This is a genomic window from Nitrosospira sp. Nsp14 (genome assembly GCF_900113575.1).
Taxonomy (GTDB): domain Bacteria; phylum Pseudomonadota; class Gammaproteobacteria; order Burkholderiales; family Nitrosomonadaceae; genus Nitrosospira.
Genome location: NZ_FOPV01000001.1, coordinates 226,522 through 244,030, shown reverse-complemented (window position 1 = coordinate 244,030; position 17,509 = coordinate 226,522). Strand labels below are relative to the sequence as shown.

Sequence of the window (17,509 nt, the reverse complement as noted above, 5' to 3'; positions counted from 1 at the left end):
ATCGATCCAGGCAGCGCTACTCATGCAACCGCAAGATCAGCGGTGCTCGGATGGATTTGACGTTGATTGGGCTTCGGCTGTATCTGCCCCTCCAGCAACGCTACGTAACGCGACAATACATCAGGATCGCCAACATTGATCATTTCGTTCAAAAAGCGCTGGCGATGTTCTTCTATATAAAACGAGCCGCATCCGTGTGAGAGAAACTTTTCCATGTGCTTATATACATCATCCCTGCAGCGCAGTTCAGCCTCGGGCATGTACTCAGCCAAAGCGGAGCGGCCCGCATGCAGGTAATCGGCCGCCAATACCGGCTTGTTGGCCTTTACCGCTTCAAATACAACTGACGTGGCCAAATCGATTATGACGTCAGCCCAATTCATGAGATAAATGGAATGAATATCGCCCGCCACGGTCACATTCGGCAGTCGGCGCAGCGAAACATCCTTTGTCAGGGACTGCTGCCATCCCCCGCGGGTGTGCGGCTTGATGACCAACTCCACCCCGGGAAAACCAGCCACGATACGAACCACCTCTCCCACTTCTTCCCAAAACGTCGAGAAGTTGCTCTTCCTGAGAAACATAACGATTTTCAGCCGGCTATCCGAGCGAGTGAGCGGCGAAGGCGGCATAAGCGTCGCTAATTTTGCCAACCATTCATCGCAGTATCGGGGCGAACCGAGCACCGCGAGCTTCTGGTTGTCCATAAACGGGCGAAAGCGCACCGAGCATAACTCGTTTGGAACCACAACCTTATCGAAAATGCCGGCATTTGCAAATGTAGTGTCAGGCTCCAAACGCAGCTCACGGCGCCGAATCAGTTGGCTGGCATGCGGGCTATCCCCATGCGGGAGCGATACTGTTCCAAGGCCCATGGAACGCGCCGTGGATAGCACCACCTTGACCCATTCTACGCAAATAGATGAATTTCGCTCAATCCAATCAAATACAACAACGCCCCCTTCATTATCCTTGAAGGTCCTCGACAGCAACCGTCTGGCGGTACTCTGCCAGATCGGCTGGCGCCGCTTTGCGTCATAAAATTCTTCCAACGCCTTCATGATCGGTCCGATGAAAGGCCGGCGCAAACTTCGGATCAGTATGAGGGTTTGAAAAAACCATCTCACAAACTCGACGGGTGGCAACACGTCGGCGATGTAGGCCATGCGCGCGCCTTTGAGTCCCTTCAGGAAGTTGATGCGATAATCATTCTTGAATCGTGAGTTACCTATCAAAACTATGTCGCATGTATGACCAGAATCGATCCATTTCGAAATGACCGGCGTAATATGATCGATGTCGTTATAATGGCGCAGGAAAAAAAGGGCTTTCATACCGCGATATTCATCCTTTGGATGTGAACAACAAGCAGTAGATTTCCATTGTTTAACCGTGCATCAGATCGATTTTGATGCGAAAAATTTTTGATTGTACACTTGCGTGTATTGCTTTACTAGCACAGCCGTTGTTTTAACATCACCACAGTTTGCTAAAATATAGCGATGTGTTCCAGTCACCAGGAGTAAAAATTTTCGAGTTGTAGATTATGACTCCCAAACCCACTGCTCCCTCTGTTCTCTATATTGGCTCGCGACACCCGCACATAAGCCGGCTAGGACAGTCGGCTAGGACAGTCAGTAACGGGACACATCGCTTTGACCATAAATGCAAGGAAATATTAAATACTAATGAAAACGATTGCTGTAATACCGGCACGCATGGGTTCAACGCGTTTCCCGGGGAAACCGGTGGCAAAACTACTAGATCGCACCATGCTGGAGCACGTCTATAAACGTGTCGCCCTAAGCCGGTCGCTCGACACCACGTATATCGCCACATGCGATGAGGAAATTCGCCGTGCGGCGGAGGATTTTGGCGCGCCGGTGATAATGACGGCTGATACCCATGAGAGGGCAAGTGATCGTGTTGCAGAGGCGGTAGCTGAAACTGACGCTGAACTTATCGTCATGGTGCAAGGCGATGAACCGATGACACACCCAGAGATGGTTGATGCTGCGATCGAACCTTTTCGGCATGATCCCGAGCTGGGCTGCGTAAACCTGGTGCGTCCTATCGACAACCAGGCGGACTTTAGCGATTTTAACACCATCAAGGTGGTCATGGATCAGTGCGGCAATGCCCTTTACATGTCGCGGCAACCGATACCGACTATATCATCCTCATCTCAAGCGAATTTTCCTTTTCCAATGGCTTTAGCCTTCAAGCAGGTATGCATTATCCCGTTCCGGCGCCAGGTATTGCTCGATTTTGCGCGATTGCCTTCCACGCCGTTGGAAAAGCTGGAATCAGTCGATATGCTGCGGTTGCTGGAGCATGGATACAAGGTAAAGATGGTGAGAACCGCGTTCAACACGCAGGCAGTCGATACCCCGGCCGATCTGGAGCGTGTTGCTATCCTCATGAAGACCGATCCATTGCTCGCCTTGTACATGGAATCGGTTTAGTCAATCGAGCCGCTCGAACGGCTCTTTGAAGGAATAACTCATGCAACTTAAAGCAAAACTAGCGCGAAATGCTTTAACCATTGGTTCATGGATCACGCTGGGCCATCCGTCGATTGCTGAGATCATGGCTGCAGCAGGGTTCGACTGGCTCGTGTTGGATACCGAGCATAGTGTCCTGGAACTGAGCGACGTCCAGAAGCTGATCCAGGTATTGGATGGACAACGCTGCCCGGCGATTGTGCGGCTCACGTCGAATCATCCTGATCAGATCAAGCGCGTGATGGACGCGGGCGCGACGGGTGTAATGGTTCCCATGGTCAGAACCGCGGCAGACGCCGCGGCTGCCGTTCAGGCCGTATACTATCCGCCCCGCGGCCAGCGAGGGGTAGGGTTGGCTCGCGCTCAAGGTTATGGGGCGAGATTTCAACAATACCGGCGGTGGCTGGAAGATAACGCCGTGGTGGTAGCGATGATTGAACATATCGATTCGGTCAACGCGATTGACTCTATCCTTTCGGTGGACGGAATCGACGCCTACATCATCGGACCTTACGATTTGTCCGGCTCCATGGGGCGTCCCGGCGAACTGGATTATCCCGAGGTTCAGTCTGCGATAGAACGGGTAAAAGAGGCGGGGCGCCGTATTGGCAAACCGGGGGGCATCCATGTGGTCGAACCCGACCCGGACCAATTGGTGCAGAACATTAAAGCCGGCTTTAACTTTCTTGGCTATGGCCTGGACATTCGTATCCTCGACACACTTTGCCGGGGACATATGCATCAAATAAGGGAAGCACTATGAGCAAAGTCGTTATCTCCACCTCTTCGTTTGATACCGATAACAATCCTCATATTCAGGATTTGACGAAAAAGGGCTTGGGCATCGCCAGCAACAGTTACGGACGCAAACTAACTGAAGACGAAGTCATCGCATTGCTGGGTGATGATACTGTCGGAATGGTGGCCGGCATAGAACCTTTGACAGAGCGCGTTTTTGCCTCGGCTAGAAGCCTTAAAGTCGTTTCCCGGTGCGGAAGCGGCCTGGACAGTGTGGATCTTGCCGCGGCAAAACGGCATGGCATTACCGTTCTGAATACGCCGGAAGCTCCGGCACAGGCGGTCGCGGAACTCACAATGGCCCTCATGCTGGCCGCTCTGCGACAGGTGCCCACTACTGACAAGCTGGTCCGCATGGGGCAATGGCCCCGAACACAAGGACGTTTACTCGCTGCCCAGCGGGTGGGCGTCATCGGCTTGGGTCGGGTAGGCAGGCGTGTGGCACGCTTGTGCCAGGCATTCGAATCCACAGTGATGGCGCATGACACATATGTGCGTGAGTCACCGGAAGGGGTAGAACTGGTGACCTTGGAAAAACTGTTGGCAGAAGCGGATGTCATCAGCCTTCACCTCACCTACGATGCTGCCACTCACCATCTGCTTAACAAAGAAAACCTGGCGCGAGTAAAACGGGGGGCTGTCATCATAAACACAGCGCGGGGTGGGCTTATTGACGAAACAGCCCTGGCTGAAGCATTAAACTCTGGACAACTGGGGGCGGCGGCTCTCGACGTTTTCGAGGAGGAACCGTACCGTGGGCCCCTGCTAAAATGCGAAACTGCTATTCTGACGTCACACATCGGCTCGCTCGCGAGGGAGTCGCGCCAACGCATGGAATGGGAAGCAGCGGATAATCTACTACGTGGCCTGATTGAAGCACGCGCGATGGAGAATGGGTAAACGGTAATGTCCAACGAAATTGCAATCGTGTACGGTGCCAGTGGTTTTCTGGGTAGCCATGTGGCGGACGCATTGTCCGCTGCCGGTTACCGGGTACGCTTGTTTGACCGCACACCCTCGCGCTACCTGACTCATGATCAGGAAATGATCATCGGCGATATCATGAATCTGGATCAGGTGACGGAAGCGGCCAAGGGCGCCGATGTGGTCTATAATTTCGCCGCCATCGCCGATATTGATGAAGCGACCGATAAGCCGCTTGCTACGGCTACAATTAACGTCCTGGGAAATATGCACGCGCTGGAAGCGGCGCGTATCGTTGGCGCCCGTCGATTCGTCTTCGCCAGCACCATTTATGTCTATTCGGAGTCGGGGTCTTTTTACCGCGCAAGCAAGCAGGCCGCCGAGCGCTTTATCGAAACCTACCATGAGCGCTACGGCCTGGACTATAGTATTTTACGCTACGGATCTCTGTATGGCAGGCGTGCAGACGCGCGTAACGGTATCTACCGCATGTTGCATGAAGCATTGGAACGGCATTCCATTACATACCATGGTAGTGGCGAGGCGATCCGTGAGTATATCCACGTGGAGGACGCAGCACGCATGAGCGTGCAAGTGCTGGCGCCGGAGTTTGCCAACCGCCATCTGATCCTGACTGGACAGGAGCGATTACGCATCAAAGATGTCATGACGATGATCTCGGAAATCATGCCCTGGAAAATTGATTTGCATTTTGACCAGGCCAGGGCGGGGCATCATTACGAGGTTACGCCGTATGCCTTCCAGCCTCGCATTGGCCACAAACTGGTGCTCAATGAGCACGTCGATCTGGGCCAAGGTATTCTCGACTGCCTGCAGGATATTCACCAAAGCATGCACCACTCTGGTGAAGACGACGAGGCGACGCCATCCGCGTCCGACAACAGAGCATGAAGACCCTAGCCTGGCACGCCATTATTTTCGACTTTGACGGTGTGGTGGTCGAATCGGGAGAAATTAAAACCCAAGCCTTCGCCAATCTCTATCGGAGCTATGGGGAGACGGTAATGAGCGAAGTGGCAAGATATCATGTCTTGCACGGGGGGATGTCGCGTTACCAGAAATTTCGTTATTTCCAGGAAACGCTGCTGGAAAAGCCCCCGCTCACACCAGAGGAAGAGCGGCATCTCGACCAGCGTTTTTCCGAACTCGTGCTTGAAGCCGTGATCGCAAGCGATCCGGTACCGGGAGCGGCAGAACTGATACGCAGGGAAGCCGGCAAAATACCCTTGTTCGTCGCCTCCGGTACACCTGAAGTGGAACTGAATACAATAGTAAGTCGCCGCGGCCTGGCGTCCTATTTTACCGCTGTGCGGGGTTCCCCCACGCCGAAACAGCAGCTGATCGCGGATATTTTGTCAGCCCACGCTCTCCTTCCCGAGCGCGTGTTGATGATCGGCGACGCTTTGATCGATTACCAAAGCGCGCACGTCAACAAGGTCGCATTTGTGGGACGTGTGCGCCCAGGGGATGAGAACCCTTTTCCGCTCCACGTTGACGTAATACCTGATTTGAACTCCTTGCTCACCTGAGTTTCCCAGGGGATGAGAACCCTTTTTCGCTCCACGTTGACGTAATACCTGATTTGAACTCCTTGCTCACCTGAGTTTCCTCGTGTGGGACTGTGCGGCTTCAGTCGGCATTCCATCAGATTCGGGAATCGTGCATGATGGGAGGAATTTCCGCATGAATTGCGGTAAAAGGATGCAGGGCATAAATTGGAGATAAGAATTGAATTTTAAAACTGGTTGCAATGAGCGGCATTAAAGCAAGTTATCGTCCAGTTAAAACAGTAATCCTTAGCGCCGGGCAGGGACGGCGACTGCTGTCTTTAACAAAAGATATTCCGAAATGCCTGATCCCGATTTCGGGCAAACCGATCATTGAGTGGCAAATCGACGCTCTCCTGGCTTATGGAATTGATGATATTACCGTCGTCACCGGTTTTAAGTCCGAACTTGTTGAGACTGTGTTGCAGCAACGCTACAACAATCGTGCGCGAGTCAATACGATTTTTAATCCTTTTTTCGAGATTACAGATAACCTTGTGAGTTGCTGGGTTGCGCGTTTTGCAATGCATCACGACTTCCTGTTGGTCAACGGGATACAGTTTTTGATGGGTCCGTACTGGTTGAAGTGATGAACTCAGAGCCCGCCCCAATTACTCTTTGCGTGAGCCAAAAATCTGTGTATGACATGGACGACATGAAAGTTCAGCTGGATAAGAGAGGATGGGTGAAGAATGTAAGCAAAACCTTACCCGTGGACCGAATAGACGCTGAATCCATTGGCCTCGTCTTTTTCCGACAGAACGGCCCTCAGATGTTTTGTGACGCGGTCGAGAATGCGCTGCGAAATCAGTCAGAGTTCAGATCATGGTATTTCACCATTATTGATGCACTGGCCGGAAAACAAATGGTTAATGTATGTCCCGTGTCCAGGAACCGCTGGTGTGAAATAGATATTGCCGCAGATCTGGCGATAGCGGAAGAACTCTTCGGCGAAATGGCCGTCAGGCAAAACTGCAGCCAAACTCCTGCCTAGCTTTGCTGGTCAGGACTAGATTGAGCTAGACCTGACACTGCGAACCCGCCGCACAGTTTCACTCACCAGGAATTCGCAGAAAGATGAACTTGAACTCCATTGGTCGGTACTATGTGGATCGACCGCTTAACCGGGGATAACATGTAAGCACTGAGCAACGGATCGCCCTAGCGCCAGCCACCTGAGCACTTCCAACATCCTGCCCCGGAACGGCACCGCCCGTCTATGTTCCATAGCATCGGTAGAAGTTGATGAATACGCACTACGCAAGATGGCTATTGGCGTGTGCACGATCGTCACTCGAACCCCACCTACACGAACTAGCAATACGTTATATTTGGCCAAAACAAGCCCAAGCGCCTTGTTCAAACGGGAAAAAACAAACCACACCGCGCCGCTCGGAAGACGGAAAGACGATACGACTTAAGCGTTAGATACCAGCTTCGTAGAAGAAAGGTAAAAGCCAGAATGCCAGGAGTGTTGCAACAATCCCATCACGTTGGTAAACACGCTGGCGGAAATGGCGCAGACTGGGAAGCTTACGATTTTATTCTCAAGGCAAGCACGGCACAGCCACTTTAGCGGTTTTACACGACCATTACCGCATTACACCGCGCCGCAATAGCTGCCAGGACACCTTCAGACCCCACAGTACGGGATGCCGCCGCAACATGGGCGTTACTTCGACACGAACGCCGGTATGCCGTTCGATCTTCCACGCGGCATAACTAATGCTGTCGTGAAAGGTAAATGCCGCCTTTGAGAGTCGCAGCACAGACAGGACTTTTCCCTGCCAGCGGCGCAACCGCCAACCCCATAGAGAACCTCTGTGGGCTGCCGCATCTATCACGCATTGATAATTTCCATTGTGCAACACCTTCAGCATTTCAGCCAATGCTGGAGCGGCACACGCCGTTAATCGGGAATATTCGTCCAGATTTAACTGGACCAACTGCCGAGCGCGTGTTTCTCGCTCAGGCCGCAACTCCGCCGCATAGGTTCGGCTCAGGCCGTTGATCCAGATCGCTTCGGCGTTCACCACGCCCGAGCCCAGCGCTGGAAGAGTTGATTCCAGAAATGTGATTACAGAATAAGCGAGCGCACGATGAATACGCTTGCCGACGAATTCGTCACGCGCATATAACAATCGTGAAGGTTGAGCAAATCGAGCCCACAGATATGGGTGAAACCACTGTCGTGTTCCCCGCTCAAAATCTGCCATCGAGACCACCGCATACTTGGCGCGGAATTTCTGCTCCCGCCGGGATACCTCAAGATAAAATACATTGGGTGGCAACCACGCATTAATCTGCCTCAGATAACGTTCAGGATAGGCTTTATCGTAACTGTCTACGACGATATAGAAATCCGCGACACCCTCACCAATTTCGTGTGCGCGCAAGCAGGATCCGTAAAGAAGCACGGCATCGAGCGATGACGCAAACCGCGCTTTCAATGCTTCAACGAAGACAAGAAAATCTGGCGAGACAGCCTTTGAGCTCAACGAGGCCATTTCCGCCTCCAGTTCATCCGGAACGTGCTGACCCACGGCTGATTCAGGTTCTGCCATGGTTATAGTTTCTCCTTTACGCCCTCCGGCGCCAGAAAACTGACCGGACCGGCTGCCGTAATACGAAGGGGTCCATCTCCGCCAGCTGCCCGGTAAGATTCGCCATCTACAACGTAAACGTCATCTACCAGCAACTCTAGCGCTTGGGTATTTCGGCTGTAATAACCGTTTTTCTCTTTGAGGGCATCGCCGTGTCCTGAAAGTAATTGCAGTAATGAGCGCAGGGGATGCTTTCGCTGTTGCTGGATGAATGTGACATGCAGGGGTTCCTGCTCCTGCCCCCAATACGGCCGCATTCCAAACAACAAGCGATCCAGCGTGCTGGCAAAAAGAAACGCGAAGGCTCCCCTGTGCAGCTCAGCATTCCCTTCAATAATCGACATCTTGACGGGTGCCCACGAGCCTTTGCGGAATCCTAAAAGTACGCCGGCAAGATAGCCCAGTGTAATAATCGCGGCATAAATCTCCCCGGTAATGCCCAACTTTTTTATCCTGCTTTGCGAAAATATCACTGCCCGCGCGATAAGTCCTACGCCAAAGAACATCCCGTAAATCTTCGCCACCCCGGTCTGCTCAATGCATAGCACGTGACGTTGGCGTAATACAGGAGGTGCCTGCTTCAGTAAGGAGTTTCTCAACTTTTGCAGAACCGACTCCGGGTCGCCCAAGATACCAAGATCAAGCGCGGTCATATTAGTGGTGCCGCCCGGTACCACTGCCAAAATGGGCCAGCTTGAGCGTGGCTGCGTTGCAAATAAATGACACAGCACGCCCTGAAGCGTCCCGTCCCCGCCGACAATTACAAGCAAATCAACACCAGCATCGATAAAAGCCCCGACGGATGCATTAATCTCATGTGCGTTCGTCACTTCCCTGCAGGTTGCGCCTGGGATCTCGGTAAGCGCGCGTCTTATTGCATCCTTGCGTTTACGAATACGTCCGCTTAAGGGATTAAAAATCAAGCCAATGGTGGCTGTTCCAGAACCCAGTCTATCCACTCGTGACTTTTCTATCATCTACCTTAACCGTTAAAGGAGCAAAAATACGAATAGCCAATTTCCCGTCATCTTGCCCAGGGACAATTTCCTCAAACCAGGATTGTAAATGGCCGTGGGACCGCCGAGCCTGCCAGCCCATCATTACTCTTACAGAAAGAAAGACCGTCGAGAGTAGATGCCAGGCAATCACCGAAAAGAGACCAAGGTCTGGTCTGTCCACAAACCAGCTGACAGTTAACAAGATCAGGTTAGGATTGCGCCGGGCAGTGATGAGCCGGTTAAATGAGTCGAGTGGGCGCCAGATGAAAATATCAAATGATGCGATCCAAAATTGAAATGCGCCTTCACATATCCGGCCACCAACATACCCGATAAGTATCAGCCAGCACAATAGCGGCAAGTCCACCGCGGCAGCTGACGTTGCGGTCAGCCCCACACCCCAGGCGATATACCAAAGCGGCGGGTGAATGATATCCAGACCGTGATCGAGCACATCTCCAAATTGGCTTGAAGTGACAGTCACTCGTGCCAGCTTTCCATCGACGGTGTCCAGAAAGGTCATCAACCATCCCAGCAGCAGACCCGGGCCGTAGTAGCTATGCCAGAACGCAATTCCGGCCGCGACCGCAAACACAAGGCTAAGGACCGTGACCTGATTTGGCTTCAAACCGAAGCGGACGCAAAAACGTACAACCCAGAATGCGGGGAGCGGCCAGAGCCATTTTGTCACCAGATCGGTCACGCCCTTATAGGAGCGGGTAAACAGTTCAGCCTCAAGCGTTTGACGGTTATCGGTTCTGATGGGTAACACGTAAGGCGGATCCCTTTTCTTGAGCCTTTGCCGAAGGTCCAGCAGATTCAGGTCCTTTAGCGTACAACGAGGCAGACCAGAGATGACCGGTCCTCCTCCGCCGGACAAGAAATCATCCAGCACGCTATGCGCTTCCCCACCGGCTATCCGCACCCCAACGGACTGACCTTTATCCGTCCAAAATACCAGGTCTGTCTGCGCACTGATCAACGAAGCCAATACTCTGGAATCAAACAGATGATCGCCCCGCAGGAATAAGGCTAACGCATGCGCCGGGATCTGGTCGGGGTTGGCGACTAGGCTAACTTGCTTAAAAGGCCGCAGCATCCGCTGCAGGCGCTCGCGCCCGGTCAAACCCCAAATGGTCGTCTGGCTATCGCCGACGATGTGCACGTAGATCACTGCTGGCATATGCAAATCTTTATGTTGATCTCGTTCCGGTAACAGGGTCATGTCACCTTCAACGGTAAACGATGGTGGGAATCACACAGATGGCGACATGATCGATATAAACGCCTAAAGTAGCTGGCGGCTGGCCGTTTGGCAACAGATGCACGGTTCGTCATCGGCAATTCAAGACAAGCGGCTAAAAAATACGCCGTAGCCATAAAACAGCAATAGTCGCTAACATTAACCCCGGTGAAAGTGCAGTTAGTGCCGGGTTCAAACGAAGTACGAGGCCAGCATTCGAGACGATCTGATCGAACAAATACACACCGATCCCAAGCATGGTCGCAAGCACGAGTCTGCTGCCAAGACCGGCCCTTACCGATCCAAAAACAAAGGGAATCGAAAACAGTAGCATCGCGATTGTCGTCAGCCCTCCGCCCGCTTTTCGCCACAACGCAAGTGCATAAGCGTCCGCCTCTTGACCCGTGGCCCGGAGGAAACGAACATGCAAAAACAGCTCGACTGGTGAAAGACTCTCAGGCGATTTGGTCAGTGTGGAGATATCGTCCGGATTCAGGAATGATCTCCACTTCGTCGATTGCTCATTGACCGATTCAATCCGGTTTCCAGTAAATGTCTTCGTGGTGACGTCCTGCAGATCCCACAAATCACCACCGTTGAAGTCGGCATATTGTGCGTGGGTGTAAGTCAGCAGAAACCCGTTGTCGTCAAAATGCATGATCTCGATATCTGCCGCCCTTCCGGAGTGCAACATCTCCCCTATACGCAATATATTACGTTCATCGCGCGTCCATATACCCAGGTTTTTCCCCAGGGCGGCGCTCTTCTCAAGCGCGACAGCCCTGGATGATATAGCCTTTTGTTGAAGTTGCGGGGCAACGAACTGATCCAGCACAGCAATGGATACCAGAAGGAGCAGTCCGACCGCGAGCGGGGCCCGACTGATACCAATGGGCGATACTCCGGCAACACGTAGCGCTGTCAGCTCTGACCCAACCGCGAGCCGCCCCAGGGCGATGACATTACCCAGCAACGCGATAAAGGGCGCCAACTGGATAAACCTGCGTGGCAGAAGCAAGGCTGTGTTCAGGAACGCATCCTGAACCCGGTAAGTCCCTCTGCCGACATCGTCAAGCTGATCCAGCAAATCGAGAAAACCGAACAGCGGCAGTAGTACTACCGTCGCGATCCCCAGACCCATCAGGACTTGCACGGCCAGGTACCGGTTTATTACATTCATCGTCGCACAAACACTTTCTGACGGAAACCCGGCGCGAGCAGAGCAAAAGCAGCCAGGGACATTAAAACGTAAAGCCACCACACACCGGGCATTTTTCCGATCGTGCCTTGCTCCACCCAGGTCTGGGCCAATCCATTCAAGATATAGTAGATCGCAAAAACGACAGCTGCGGCATAGTAATTTTTTTCCCCTTTTTCCTGTCGGGGTGGCACGCGACTGAATGCGACGGCAATAAGCGCCAGCAGGATCGTAGCAATGGGACGCGACAGCCGCCATTGGAATTCGGCAATATCTCGCGGCTGATCGGATTTCATCAACGCCGAGGTAGGAGCTGCCTTGCGTTTATAGTCCAACACATTCCCGCTGTCAGTGTAATAAACCAATTTTTCAAATTGGACCACCGTGTCCTTCGCCCCCGAATGCATGAGCTTGTAAATAAACCCTTCTCCTAAATGTATTTGTGGGCGCTCGCCGGGTCTGAGCTCTTGCTGGTGAGCCTGTTTTGCAAGAATGATCTCGCTGCTGCCGCTCTTATGGATGTAATGAAATACATTTTGCATCTGTTTCCCGGAATCGTCCTTGGCTTGCACAAAAACGACTCTGCCCTTGCCCTCGTTGCCATAAAAGCGCCCGGCCTGAAATCGATCTATATTTAACTCCGCCTCTGCCTGCGCATTCAGCATGTAGCTTTCTTCATATGCCCACGGCCGGACGAAAATGGAAAGCACGCCACTTGCGATCCCAACCGGAATGGCAACAATGAGGACTGCAAAGAGCGCGCGGTTCTCGCTAACCCCGGCCGAGCGCAGCACACTGATCTCCTGGTCTCTGTATAACCTGCCCAGCCCCATGACTACCGCGACGTATAGCGCGATCGGCATCAGTACTTCGAGAGCGATCGCTGTTTTTAACAGTATGAACTTGAGCATGGCGGCAAGGCCAAGCGATTCGGACGCCGCGCTTGCCAAAAAACGGGCGCTACTGAAACTTGAAAACAGTGTCGCGAGAATAACCGCCACCACGGTGAACGGTATCAGCAATTCGCGGGTGATATATCGGTCTATTATTTTCAAAGATTATCCCCCGCCAAGGCTTGATGGGATCGCCTTCGGGATCGGTAATAGGAGTGGTGAATCGTTTACCCCCGCGTAGCGGAGCGTGCTTCGACCAACACGGATTCCGCGAGCAGCAAATCCTCAACCTTATCGACATCCACGCCAGCTTGCGGATAAGGCAAAAACACAGGCTGCACTTTGATGCCCGTTCTGGCCGTGACGGTCGCAAGCCCCTTATTGATCGACAACAGTCCCAGCAAATACAAGATAACAGCGACGGGGCCAAACGTCTGCGCGATCAGTTGCCAGGGGCGTTTTCGGAGATCTTCCGCCCGCTGCCAGAATGAGACCAACCCGCGGCCCCGAGGATTAAGAAACGCATAAAGGTTGCAACCGCAAAGGCCCCCATCCCGCAACTTTATTACTGTTCGCTTCGAATTGGGAAACGCCGCTGCCACATCTTCGTACCTGACGACGCCCACAGCAGCATCGCTGCCGGCCGCCCGAGATTTGGTCAGAAAATACTGCACGATCGCAGGCGTCAATAAGGCATGGTCGGCTGTCGTCAGCAATACAGGAGCCTGCTGATCAATCTGTGCGAGCGCGCTATTGGCGCTCCGGCTGGGCGAATCCAGGTTCGGCAGCCAGATCGCTCGCCCGGAGCGAATGCGGTCTTCCAGTTCCGGACACTCAGCGATTATCGCTGCGGGCGGACCGCAAACAACGATTGTCTTTACCATTCCACTCGCTTCCAACGCATCCAGTACACGAATGATCATGGGCATCCCACCCACGGGTGCAATTGCCTTGCAGGCCGAACCCGTCTTACGCGCGATTGGATCGTTGGCTGTGCGGTCAGCCGCCAGCACCACAGCGATAAACTCACCCCTTGTGCTCATTGGCTAAAGTTGGCTCCTAGCGTGAATCTCTCGGTTGATCACAGCGTTTTTCCGTAAATCCGGTAACGCTTATATTCCCTGCAGCCCAGGCTAGCCAGAATGGCACGCATGGGTTTGTTATCCTCAAGTATCCAGGACAACTCTACCGCCTCGACCCCCATGGCACGTCCTAGCTCCCTGGGAGCGTCGATTACCATAAAGGCCAGCGCCATCCCTAGCGGAGTATTATGAAACTGCTTGCGTACCCCCATCAGGGGTATTCGGCCAGTACGTACCCCTCCGCTGGATTTAATCCTGAGCAGCCTGACCCAGCCAAATGGAAACAGACTTCCGTTAAGCTCGGCAAAAATTTCGTTAAGGTTCGGTAGTGCCACCATAAATGCCGATGGAACGCCGTCCACCTCGGCAATTTGGATACAATCGTCTGGAACCAGAAAACGCAGACTGGCGCCAAGCTCAGCGAACTCTTCTTTGGTAAAAGGGACAAAGCCCCAGTTCTCCGACCATGCGTCGTTGAATATATCACGCAGTACTTCCATTTCTTCGCTGAACTTGTCGCGGCGCAATGGCCTCAAGCGCACATGATCCGCAAATTTCTCGATCAGTGAAGTCATCAATCGGGGGACCTTAAAATCTACCGCCACCCAATAGGCAAGCATATCCTTCAATGGGCGATACTCGAGCCCTTCCAGTAACGCCGCATACCACCTGCGTGAATGAGGCATCATTACCATCGGGGGGGTATCGAAACCCTCCACCAGAACGCCGCACTCCTGATTTATAGACAAATTGAAGGGGCCGCTAATATGGCGGGTGCCCCGCGCAGTCAACCACGCCTCGGCGGTATGCATCAGTGCGGCGAATACTTCTACGTCGTCTATGCACTCCAGTAAGCCGAAATGACCGGTGTCCCCACCATAGCGCTGTCGGTGCATTTGATCAATTTGGGCACTGATCCGTCCCACTGGTTCATTATTCCGGTATGCGACCCATGCCTGCCATTCGCCGTGCTTAAAAAATGGATTGAATTTTGAAAAATGCAGGCGCCGCTCCAGGCGTAAGGGCGGTACCCACATTGGGTCGTCAGCATAGATGCGCCAGGGTATATCTATAAAGACACCCATCTCGCGTCGATTTGTGACTGGCTGCACCGTAATTTCGCGCGGCGCAGACAGGACAGATTGGTCATTCATAACGAAACGGATGGGCCATAAAATGGATTTTCAAAAGTTTTCGACACACCAGCGCAACATCCGCTTCATAAAACCTCGAACAGTCGAAAGGATGCGAGGATTCTCAATACGACGCTTTGTTCGTACGTCGCCAAACACAGGGAAAAACGGCATCGCCCCACGTAAACAGCTGCAGCCGTGCTTCTCGCCCTCCGGAGCTGCACAAGTGGGATGAGATTCAGGATGGGTGAAGACGCGTTAACTGGATGACATGCATGCGGCGTGTGATATTATAATCGCCGCTTTCTGGCACCGAGCAACAATTCAGCAATTTGTTGGCTCCATGAGTAAAACTCGACGCTGCCGTAGTTTACCGATTTCATGAATAGTCATTTACTTGTTTCACTCCGGGCTGAAGCGGCCTCACTGGAGCAGCAATCGTCATTACGCAAAGGTTGATTAATCAATGGAAACTTCCGAATACAATCTTCTAATTTCTCTCGCCCTCATCCCAGCGGTCGTTGGGCTGCAGATATGGGTGAGAAACCGCCGCAAACGCCGGCGTACTGATGAGGGGCATCAGGAATTCGATAGTCTGGGCTCGACGCTCTTCTCGGCAATTCTGGAAGGAGTGGCCGTCGTCTCCAGCTTAATACTGATTATATGGATCATGGGAGGTATTCTGAGGTACCTTTTCCCAATGATTTTTAACGCAAAGTAATAGGTACATAAAGGTCGAACTTATCGAGTACGAGTTATGAAAAGGCGACCACAGCTGCTTCTGTTGGCAAACAGGTCAATACGGCAGTTGGGATAATATGGAACAGACATATCGTGGCACCAACTTCCATTACCGACGTTAACCCGATAGCATGGATTTTCTTTTTCCATCCGTCCCACCCGCCCACAGATCGGAATTGCTGCGTCGAACTCTCTCGGGATTTGCAGGATACTGTAAAATTTTTACCATTTTCCGCATGGAGAAGCTTTTTCTACCTATATGATTGACTACAGTTGTATATGCGCATAGTCGTCACGGGGATGGGGGTGGTCTCCCCTATTGGCATCGGCACTGACCAGTTTTGGACAGCGGCAATCAACGGTGTCAGCGGTATCCGGCGGGTAAGCAGCTTCGATGCCTCCAGTCAGCGCTCGCAAGTTGCGGGAGAAGTGCCCGGATTCGATCCAAAAACGTTCCTGTCAGCGAAATATATCGAGCAAACGGACAGATTCACCCAACTCGCGCTGCTGGCCGCCAAACTCGCGGTTGAGGATGCGGGTGGGCTTGACGCATATTCTCCGCCACGTGTAGCCGTAAGCATAGGTTCGGGAATGGGCGGTTTTGCTACCTTTGAGTCTTCTGCGCTCCGCAAGTTTCGAAATCAACCCGTACCCCCGTTTACAGTGCCTCGAACCATGGCGAATTCAGCTGCTGCCTGGATCGCAATCAGACATGGGCTAAAAGGGATGAATCTCACTTGCAGCACGGCGTGCTCTTCCGGGGCAAATGCCATTGGCGGGGCCCTCGATCTCTTGCGGGCGGGTCGAGCGGATGCGGTTGTTGCAGGTGGTGCGGAGGCGTGCGTGCTGCCACTAACGATGAATGGCTTCGAGATATTGCACGCCTTAACCACCGGCTTTAACACGGATCCTGCGCGAGCATCACGGCCATTTGCCAAAGGTCGGGATGGGTTCGTCATGTCGGAAGGCGCGGGCATACTGATACTGGAGGAGGAAGGGCATGCCAAGCGTCGAGGGGCGAAGATATATGCCCGCCTCGCTGGCTATGGACAGGCATGCGACGCGGCACATATCGTCATGCCGGACCTGAGCGGACAGGTAGCCGCCATGGAAGCCGCAATCGCGGATGCGGGCATCGCGAAAAACGCGGTGGAACATATCAATGCCCATGCCACTTCCACCCCCTTAGGTGACGTTGTCGAAACCCGTGCGATCAAAACGCTGTTCGGGGAAGGCGCGAAGGATATTGCGATTAGCGCGACTAAATCCTTGGTAGGACATTCCATCGGCGCATCAGCAGCGATCGGCAGTATCGCCACCATCATGGCTCTTCATACTGGCATAGTACACCCCACCATTAATCTGGATGAGGCCGACCCAGAGTGCGACCTTGATTACACGCCAAATCAGGCGCAGCAAAAAAACCCGCGCGCTGCCTTATGTAATGCTTTCGGGTTTGGAGGCAATAATGCAAGTATCGTTTTCACAACGCTCGATTGAAGGAAGAGATTATATATGGACACAGCGGACATTGAAGCGAAGGTCATACAGTTCATCGCTACAAAAGTTGAAAATCTGGATATTTCCACAATAAGCAGGGCGTCGAAATTTGACGAACTCGGACTTGATTCGATGGATACGATTCAGCTTTTGTTTGACGCAGAAGATAACTTTGGTATCAATTTCGATAGTGAAGAAGCTAAAAGCTTTACCACCGTGGGGGATATTATTGCCTACATCGAAAAACACCAGTCACCCGAGCCCCATAAAGGACCCGACGCCTCAGGAATGGCGTCCGATCAAGAGGGTACATAATAAACACAA

Annotated in this window: 17 protein-coding genes; 9 read left to right on the top strand and 8 right to left on the bottom strand. The window is 52.8% G+C overall.

What is annotated here, in order from left to right; all coding sequences use genetic code 11:
* Positions 1-20 precede the first annotated feature (20 nt).
* Entirely contained in the window at positions 21-1,334 is a 1,314-nt protein-coding gene (locus tag BM022_RS01040; protein ID WP_091135914.1) for a hypothetical protein, read from the bottom strand.
* Positions 1,335-1,688: 354 nt separating this feature from the next.
* On the opposite strand from BM022_RS01040, the gene BM022_RS01035 reads away from it, so the two are divergent.
* From BM022_RS01035 to BM022_RS15825, 7 genes are all read left to right on the top strand, one after another.
* Positions 1,689-2,465, top strand: a complete 777-nt coding sequence (locus BM022_RS01035) for a 3-deoxy-manno-octulosonate cytidylyltransferase (RefSeq protein WP_091135912.1) — start codon at positions 1,689-1,691, stop codon at positions 2,463-2,465.
* A gap of 40 nt (positions 2,466-2,505) precedes the next feature.
* Positions 2,506-3,267 (top strand): HpcH/HpaI aldolase family protein, encoded by a 762-nt coding sequence (locus tag BM022_RS01030; protein WP_091135910.1) that lies wholly within the window; start codon positions 2,506-2,508, stop codon positions 3,265-3,267.
* Positions 3,264-4,202 (top strand): phosphoglycerate dehydrogenase, encoded by a 939-nt coding sequence (locus tag BM022_RS01025; protein ID WP_091135908.1) that lies wholly within the window; start codon positions 3,264-3,266, stop codon positions 4,200-4,202. Before BM022_RS01030 ends, BM022_RS01025 begins: the two co-directional genes overlap by 4 nt.
* A gap of 6 nt (positions 4,203-4,208) precedes the next feature.
* Positions 4,209-5,138: an NAD-dependent epimerase/dehydratase family protein gene (locus BM022_RS01020; protein ID WP_091135906.1), complete on the top strand. Its 930-nt coding sequence runs from the start codon at positions 4,209-4,211 to the stop codon at positions 5,136-5,138.
* The gene (locus tag BM022_RS01015) at positions 5,135-5,776 is read left to right on the top strand and encodes an HAD family hydrolase (protein ID WP_091135903.1); all 642 of its coding nucleotides are present in this window, start codon (positions 5,135-5,137) and stop codon (positions 5,774-5,776) included. Before BM022_RS01020 ends, BM022_RS01015 begins: the two co-directional genes overlap by 4 nt.
* 221 nt (positions 5,777-5,997) lie before the next feature.
* Positions 5,998-6,384: a phosphocholine cytidylyltransferase family protein gene (locus BM022_RS15830; RefSeq protein WP_256208787.1), complete on the top strand. Its 387-nt coding sequence runs from the start codon at positions 5,998-6,000 to the stop codon at positions 6,382-6,384.
* Between the two features lie 65 nt (positions 6,385-6,449).
* Entirely contained in the window at positions 6,450-6,788 is a 339-nt protein-coding gene (locus BM022_RS15825) for a glycosyltransferase family protein (protein ID WP_256208786.1), read from the top strand.
* 598 nt (positions 6,789-7,386) lie between these two features.
* Here the strand turns inward: BM022_RS15825 and BM022_RS01005 are convergent.
* From BM022_RS01005 to BM022_RS00975, 7 genes are all read right to left on the bottom strand, one after another.
* Positions 7,387-8,358, bottom strand: coding sequence for a hypothetical protein (locus BM022_RS01005; protein ID WP_091135901.1), 972 nt, complete (start codon positions 8,356-8,358; stop codon positions 7,387-7,389).
* A gap of 2 nt (positions 8,359-8,360) precedes the next feature.
* Positions 8,361-9,374, bottom strand: coding sequence for a diacylglycerol/lipid kinase family protein (locus BM022_RS01000; protein WP_091135899.1), 1,014 nt, complete (start codon positions 9,372-9,374; stop codon positions 8,361-8,363).
* On the bottom strand, positions 9,349-10,620 hold the full coding sequence (locus BM022_RS00995) for a CDP-alcohol phosphatidyltransferase family protein (RefSeq protein WP_256208785.1): 1,272 nt from the start codon (positions 10,618-10,620) through the stop codon (positions 9,349-9,351). Before BM022_RS00995 ends, BM022_RS01000 begins: the two co-directional genes overlap by 26 nt.
* Positions 10,621-10,753: 133 nt before the next feature.
* Positions 10,754-11,818 (bottom strand): LPS export ABC transporter permease LptG, encoded by a 1,065-nt coding sequence (lptG, locus tag BM022_RS00990; protein WP_091135896.1) that lies wholly within the window; start codon positions 11,816-11,818, stop codon positions 10,754-10,756.
* Entirely contained in the window at positions 11,815-12,891 is a 1,077-nt protein-coding gene (gene lptF / locus BM022_RS00985; RefSeq protein WP_091135894.1) for an LPS export ABC transporter permease LptF, read from the bottom strand. The genes lptG and lptF overlap by 4 nt, the downstream gene beginning before the upstream one ends.
* Before the next feature lie 65 nt (positions 12,892-12,956).
* The gene (locus BM022_RS00980; RefSeq protein ID WP_091135892.1) at positions 12,957-13,772 is read right to left on the bottom strand and encodes a nucleotidyltransferase family protein; all 816 of its coding nucleotides are present in this window, start codon (positions 13,770-13,772) and stop codon (positions 12,957-12,959) included.
* A gap of 38 nt (positions 13,773-13,810) precedes the next feature.
* Positions 13,811-14,965, bottom strand: coding sequence for an N-acetyltransferase (locus tag BM022_RS00975; RefSeq protein WP_091135889.1), 1,155 nt, complete (start codon positions 14,963-14,965; stop codon positions 13,811-13,813).
* Between the two features lie 999 nt (positions 14,966-15,964).
* Here BM022_RS00975 and fabF point away from each other — a divergent pair.
* Entirely contained in the window at positions 15,965-17,185 is a 1,221-nt protein-coding gene (fabF, locus tag BM022_RS00965; protein WP_091136117.1) for a beta-ketoacyl-ACP synthase II, read from the top strand.
* A gap of 15 nt (positions 17,186-17,200) precedes the next feature.
* A complete protein-coding gene (locus tag BM022_RS00960; RefSeq protein ID WP_091135885.1) occupies positions 17,201-17,500 on the top strand; it encodes an acyl carrier protein in 300 nt (99 codons plus the stop codon).
* The last annotated feature ends 9 nt before the right edge of the window (positions 17,501-17,509 follow it).

What these genes read in the sequence shown, in the direction of transcription:
- BM022_RS01035 (WP_091135912.1), top strand. Translation starts at nt 1,689, where the DNA reads ATGAAAACGATTGCTGTAATACCGGCACGCATGGGTTCAACGCGTTTC.
- BM022_RS00975 (WP_091135889.1), bottom strand. Translation starts at nt 14,965, where the DNA reads ATGAATGACCAATCTGTCCTGTCTGCGCCGCGCGAAATTACGGTGCAG.
- BM022_RS01005 (WP_091135901.1), bottom strand. Translation starts at nt 8,358, where the DNA reads ATGGCAGAACCTGAATCAGCCGTGGGTCAGCACGTTCCGGATGAACTG.
- BM022_RS00980 (WP_091135892.1), bottom strand. Translation starts at nt 13,772, where the DNA reads ATGAGCACAAGGGGTGAGTTTATCGCTGTGGTGCTGGCGGCTGACCGC.
- BM022_RS01020 (WP_091135906.1), top strand. Translation starts at nt 4,209, where the DNA reads ATGTCCAACGAAATTGCAATCGTGTACGGTGCCAGTGGTTTTCTGGGT.
- fabF (WP_091136117.1), top strand. Translation starts at nt 15,965, where the DNA reads ATGCGCATAGTCGTCACGGGGATGGGGGTGGTCTCCCCTATTGGCATC.
- lptG (WP_091135896.1), bottom strand. Translation starts at nt 11,818, where the DNA reads ATGAATGTAATAAACCGGTACCTGGCCGTGCAAGTCCTGATGGGTCTG.
- BM022_RS01030 (WP_091135910.1), top strand. Translation starts at nt 2,506, where the DNA reads ATGCAACTTAAAGCAAAACTAGCGCGAAATGCTTTAACCATTGGTTCA.
- BM022_RS00960 (WP_091135885.1), top strand. Translation starts at nt 17,201, where the DNA reads ATGGACACAGCGGACATTGAAGCGAAGGTCATACAGTTCATCGCTACA.
- BM022_RS01025 (WP_091135908.1), top strand. Translation starts at nt 3,264, where the DNA reads ATGAGCAAAGTCGTTATCTCCACCTCTTCGTTTGATACCGATAACAAT.
- BM022_RS01000 (WP_091135899.1), bottom strand. Translation starts at nt 9,374, where the DNA reads ATGATAGAAAAGTCACGAGTGGATAGACTGGGTTCTGGAACAGCCACC.
- BM022_RS15830 (WP_256208787.1), top strand. Translation starts at nt 5,998, where the DNA reads ATGAGCGGCATTAAAGCAAGTTATCGTCCAGTTAAAACAGTAATCCTT.
- BM022_RS00995 (WP_256208785.1), bottom strand. Translation starts at nt 10,620, where the DNA reads ATGACCCTGTTACCGGAACGAGATCAACATAAAGATTTGCATATGCCA.
- BM022_RS01015 (WP_091135903.1), top strand. Translation starts at nt 5,135, where the DNA reads ATGAAGACCCTAGCCTGGCACGCCATTATTTTCGACTTTGACGGTGTG.
- BM022_RS15825 (WP_256208786.1), top strand. Translation starts at nt 6,450, where the DNA reads ATGAAAGTTCAGCTGGATAAGAGAGGATGGGTGAAGAATGTAAGCAAA.
- BM022_RS01040 (WP_091135914.1), bottom strand. Translation starts at nt 1,334, where the DNA reads ATGAAAGCCCTTTTTTTCCTGCGCCATTATAACGACATCGATCATATT.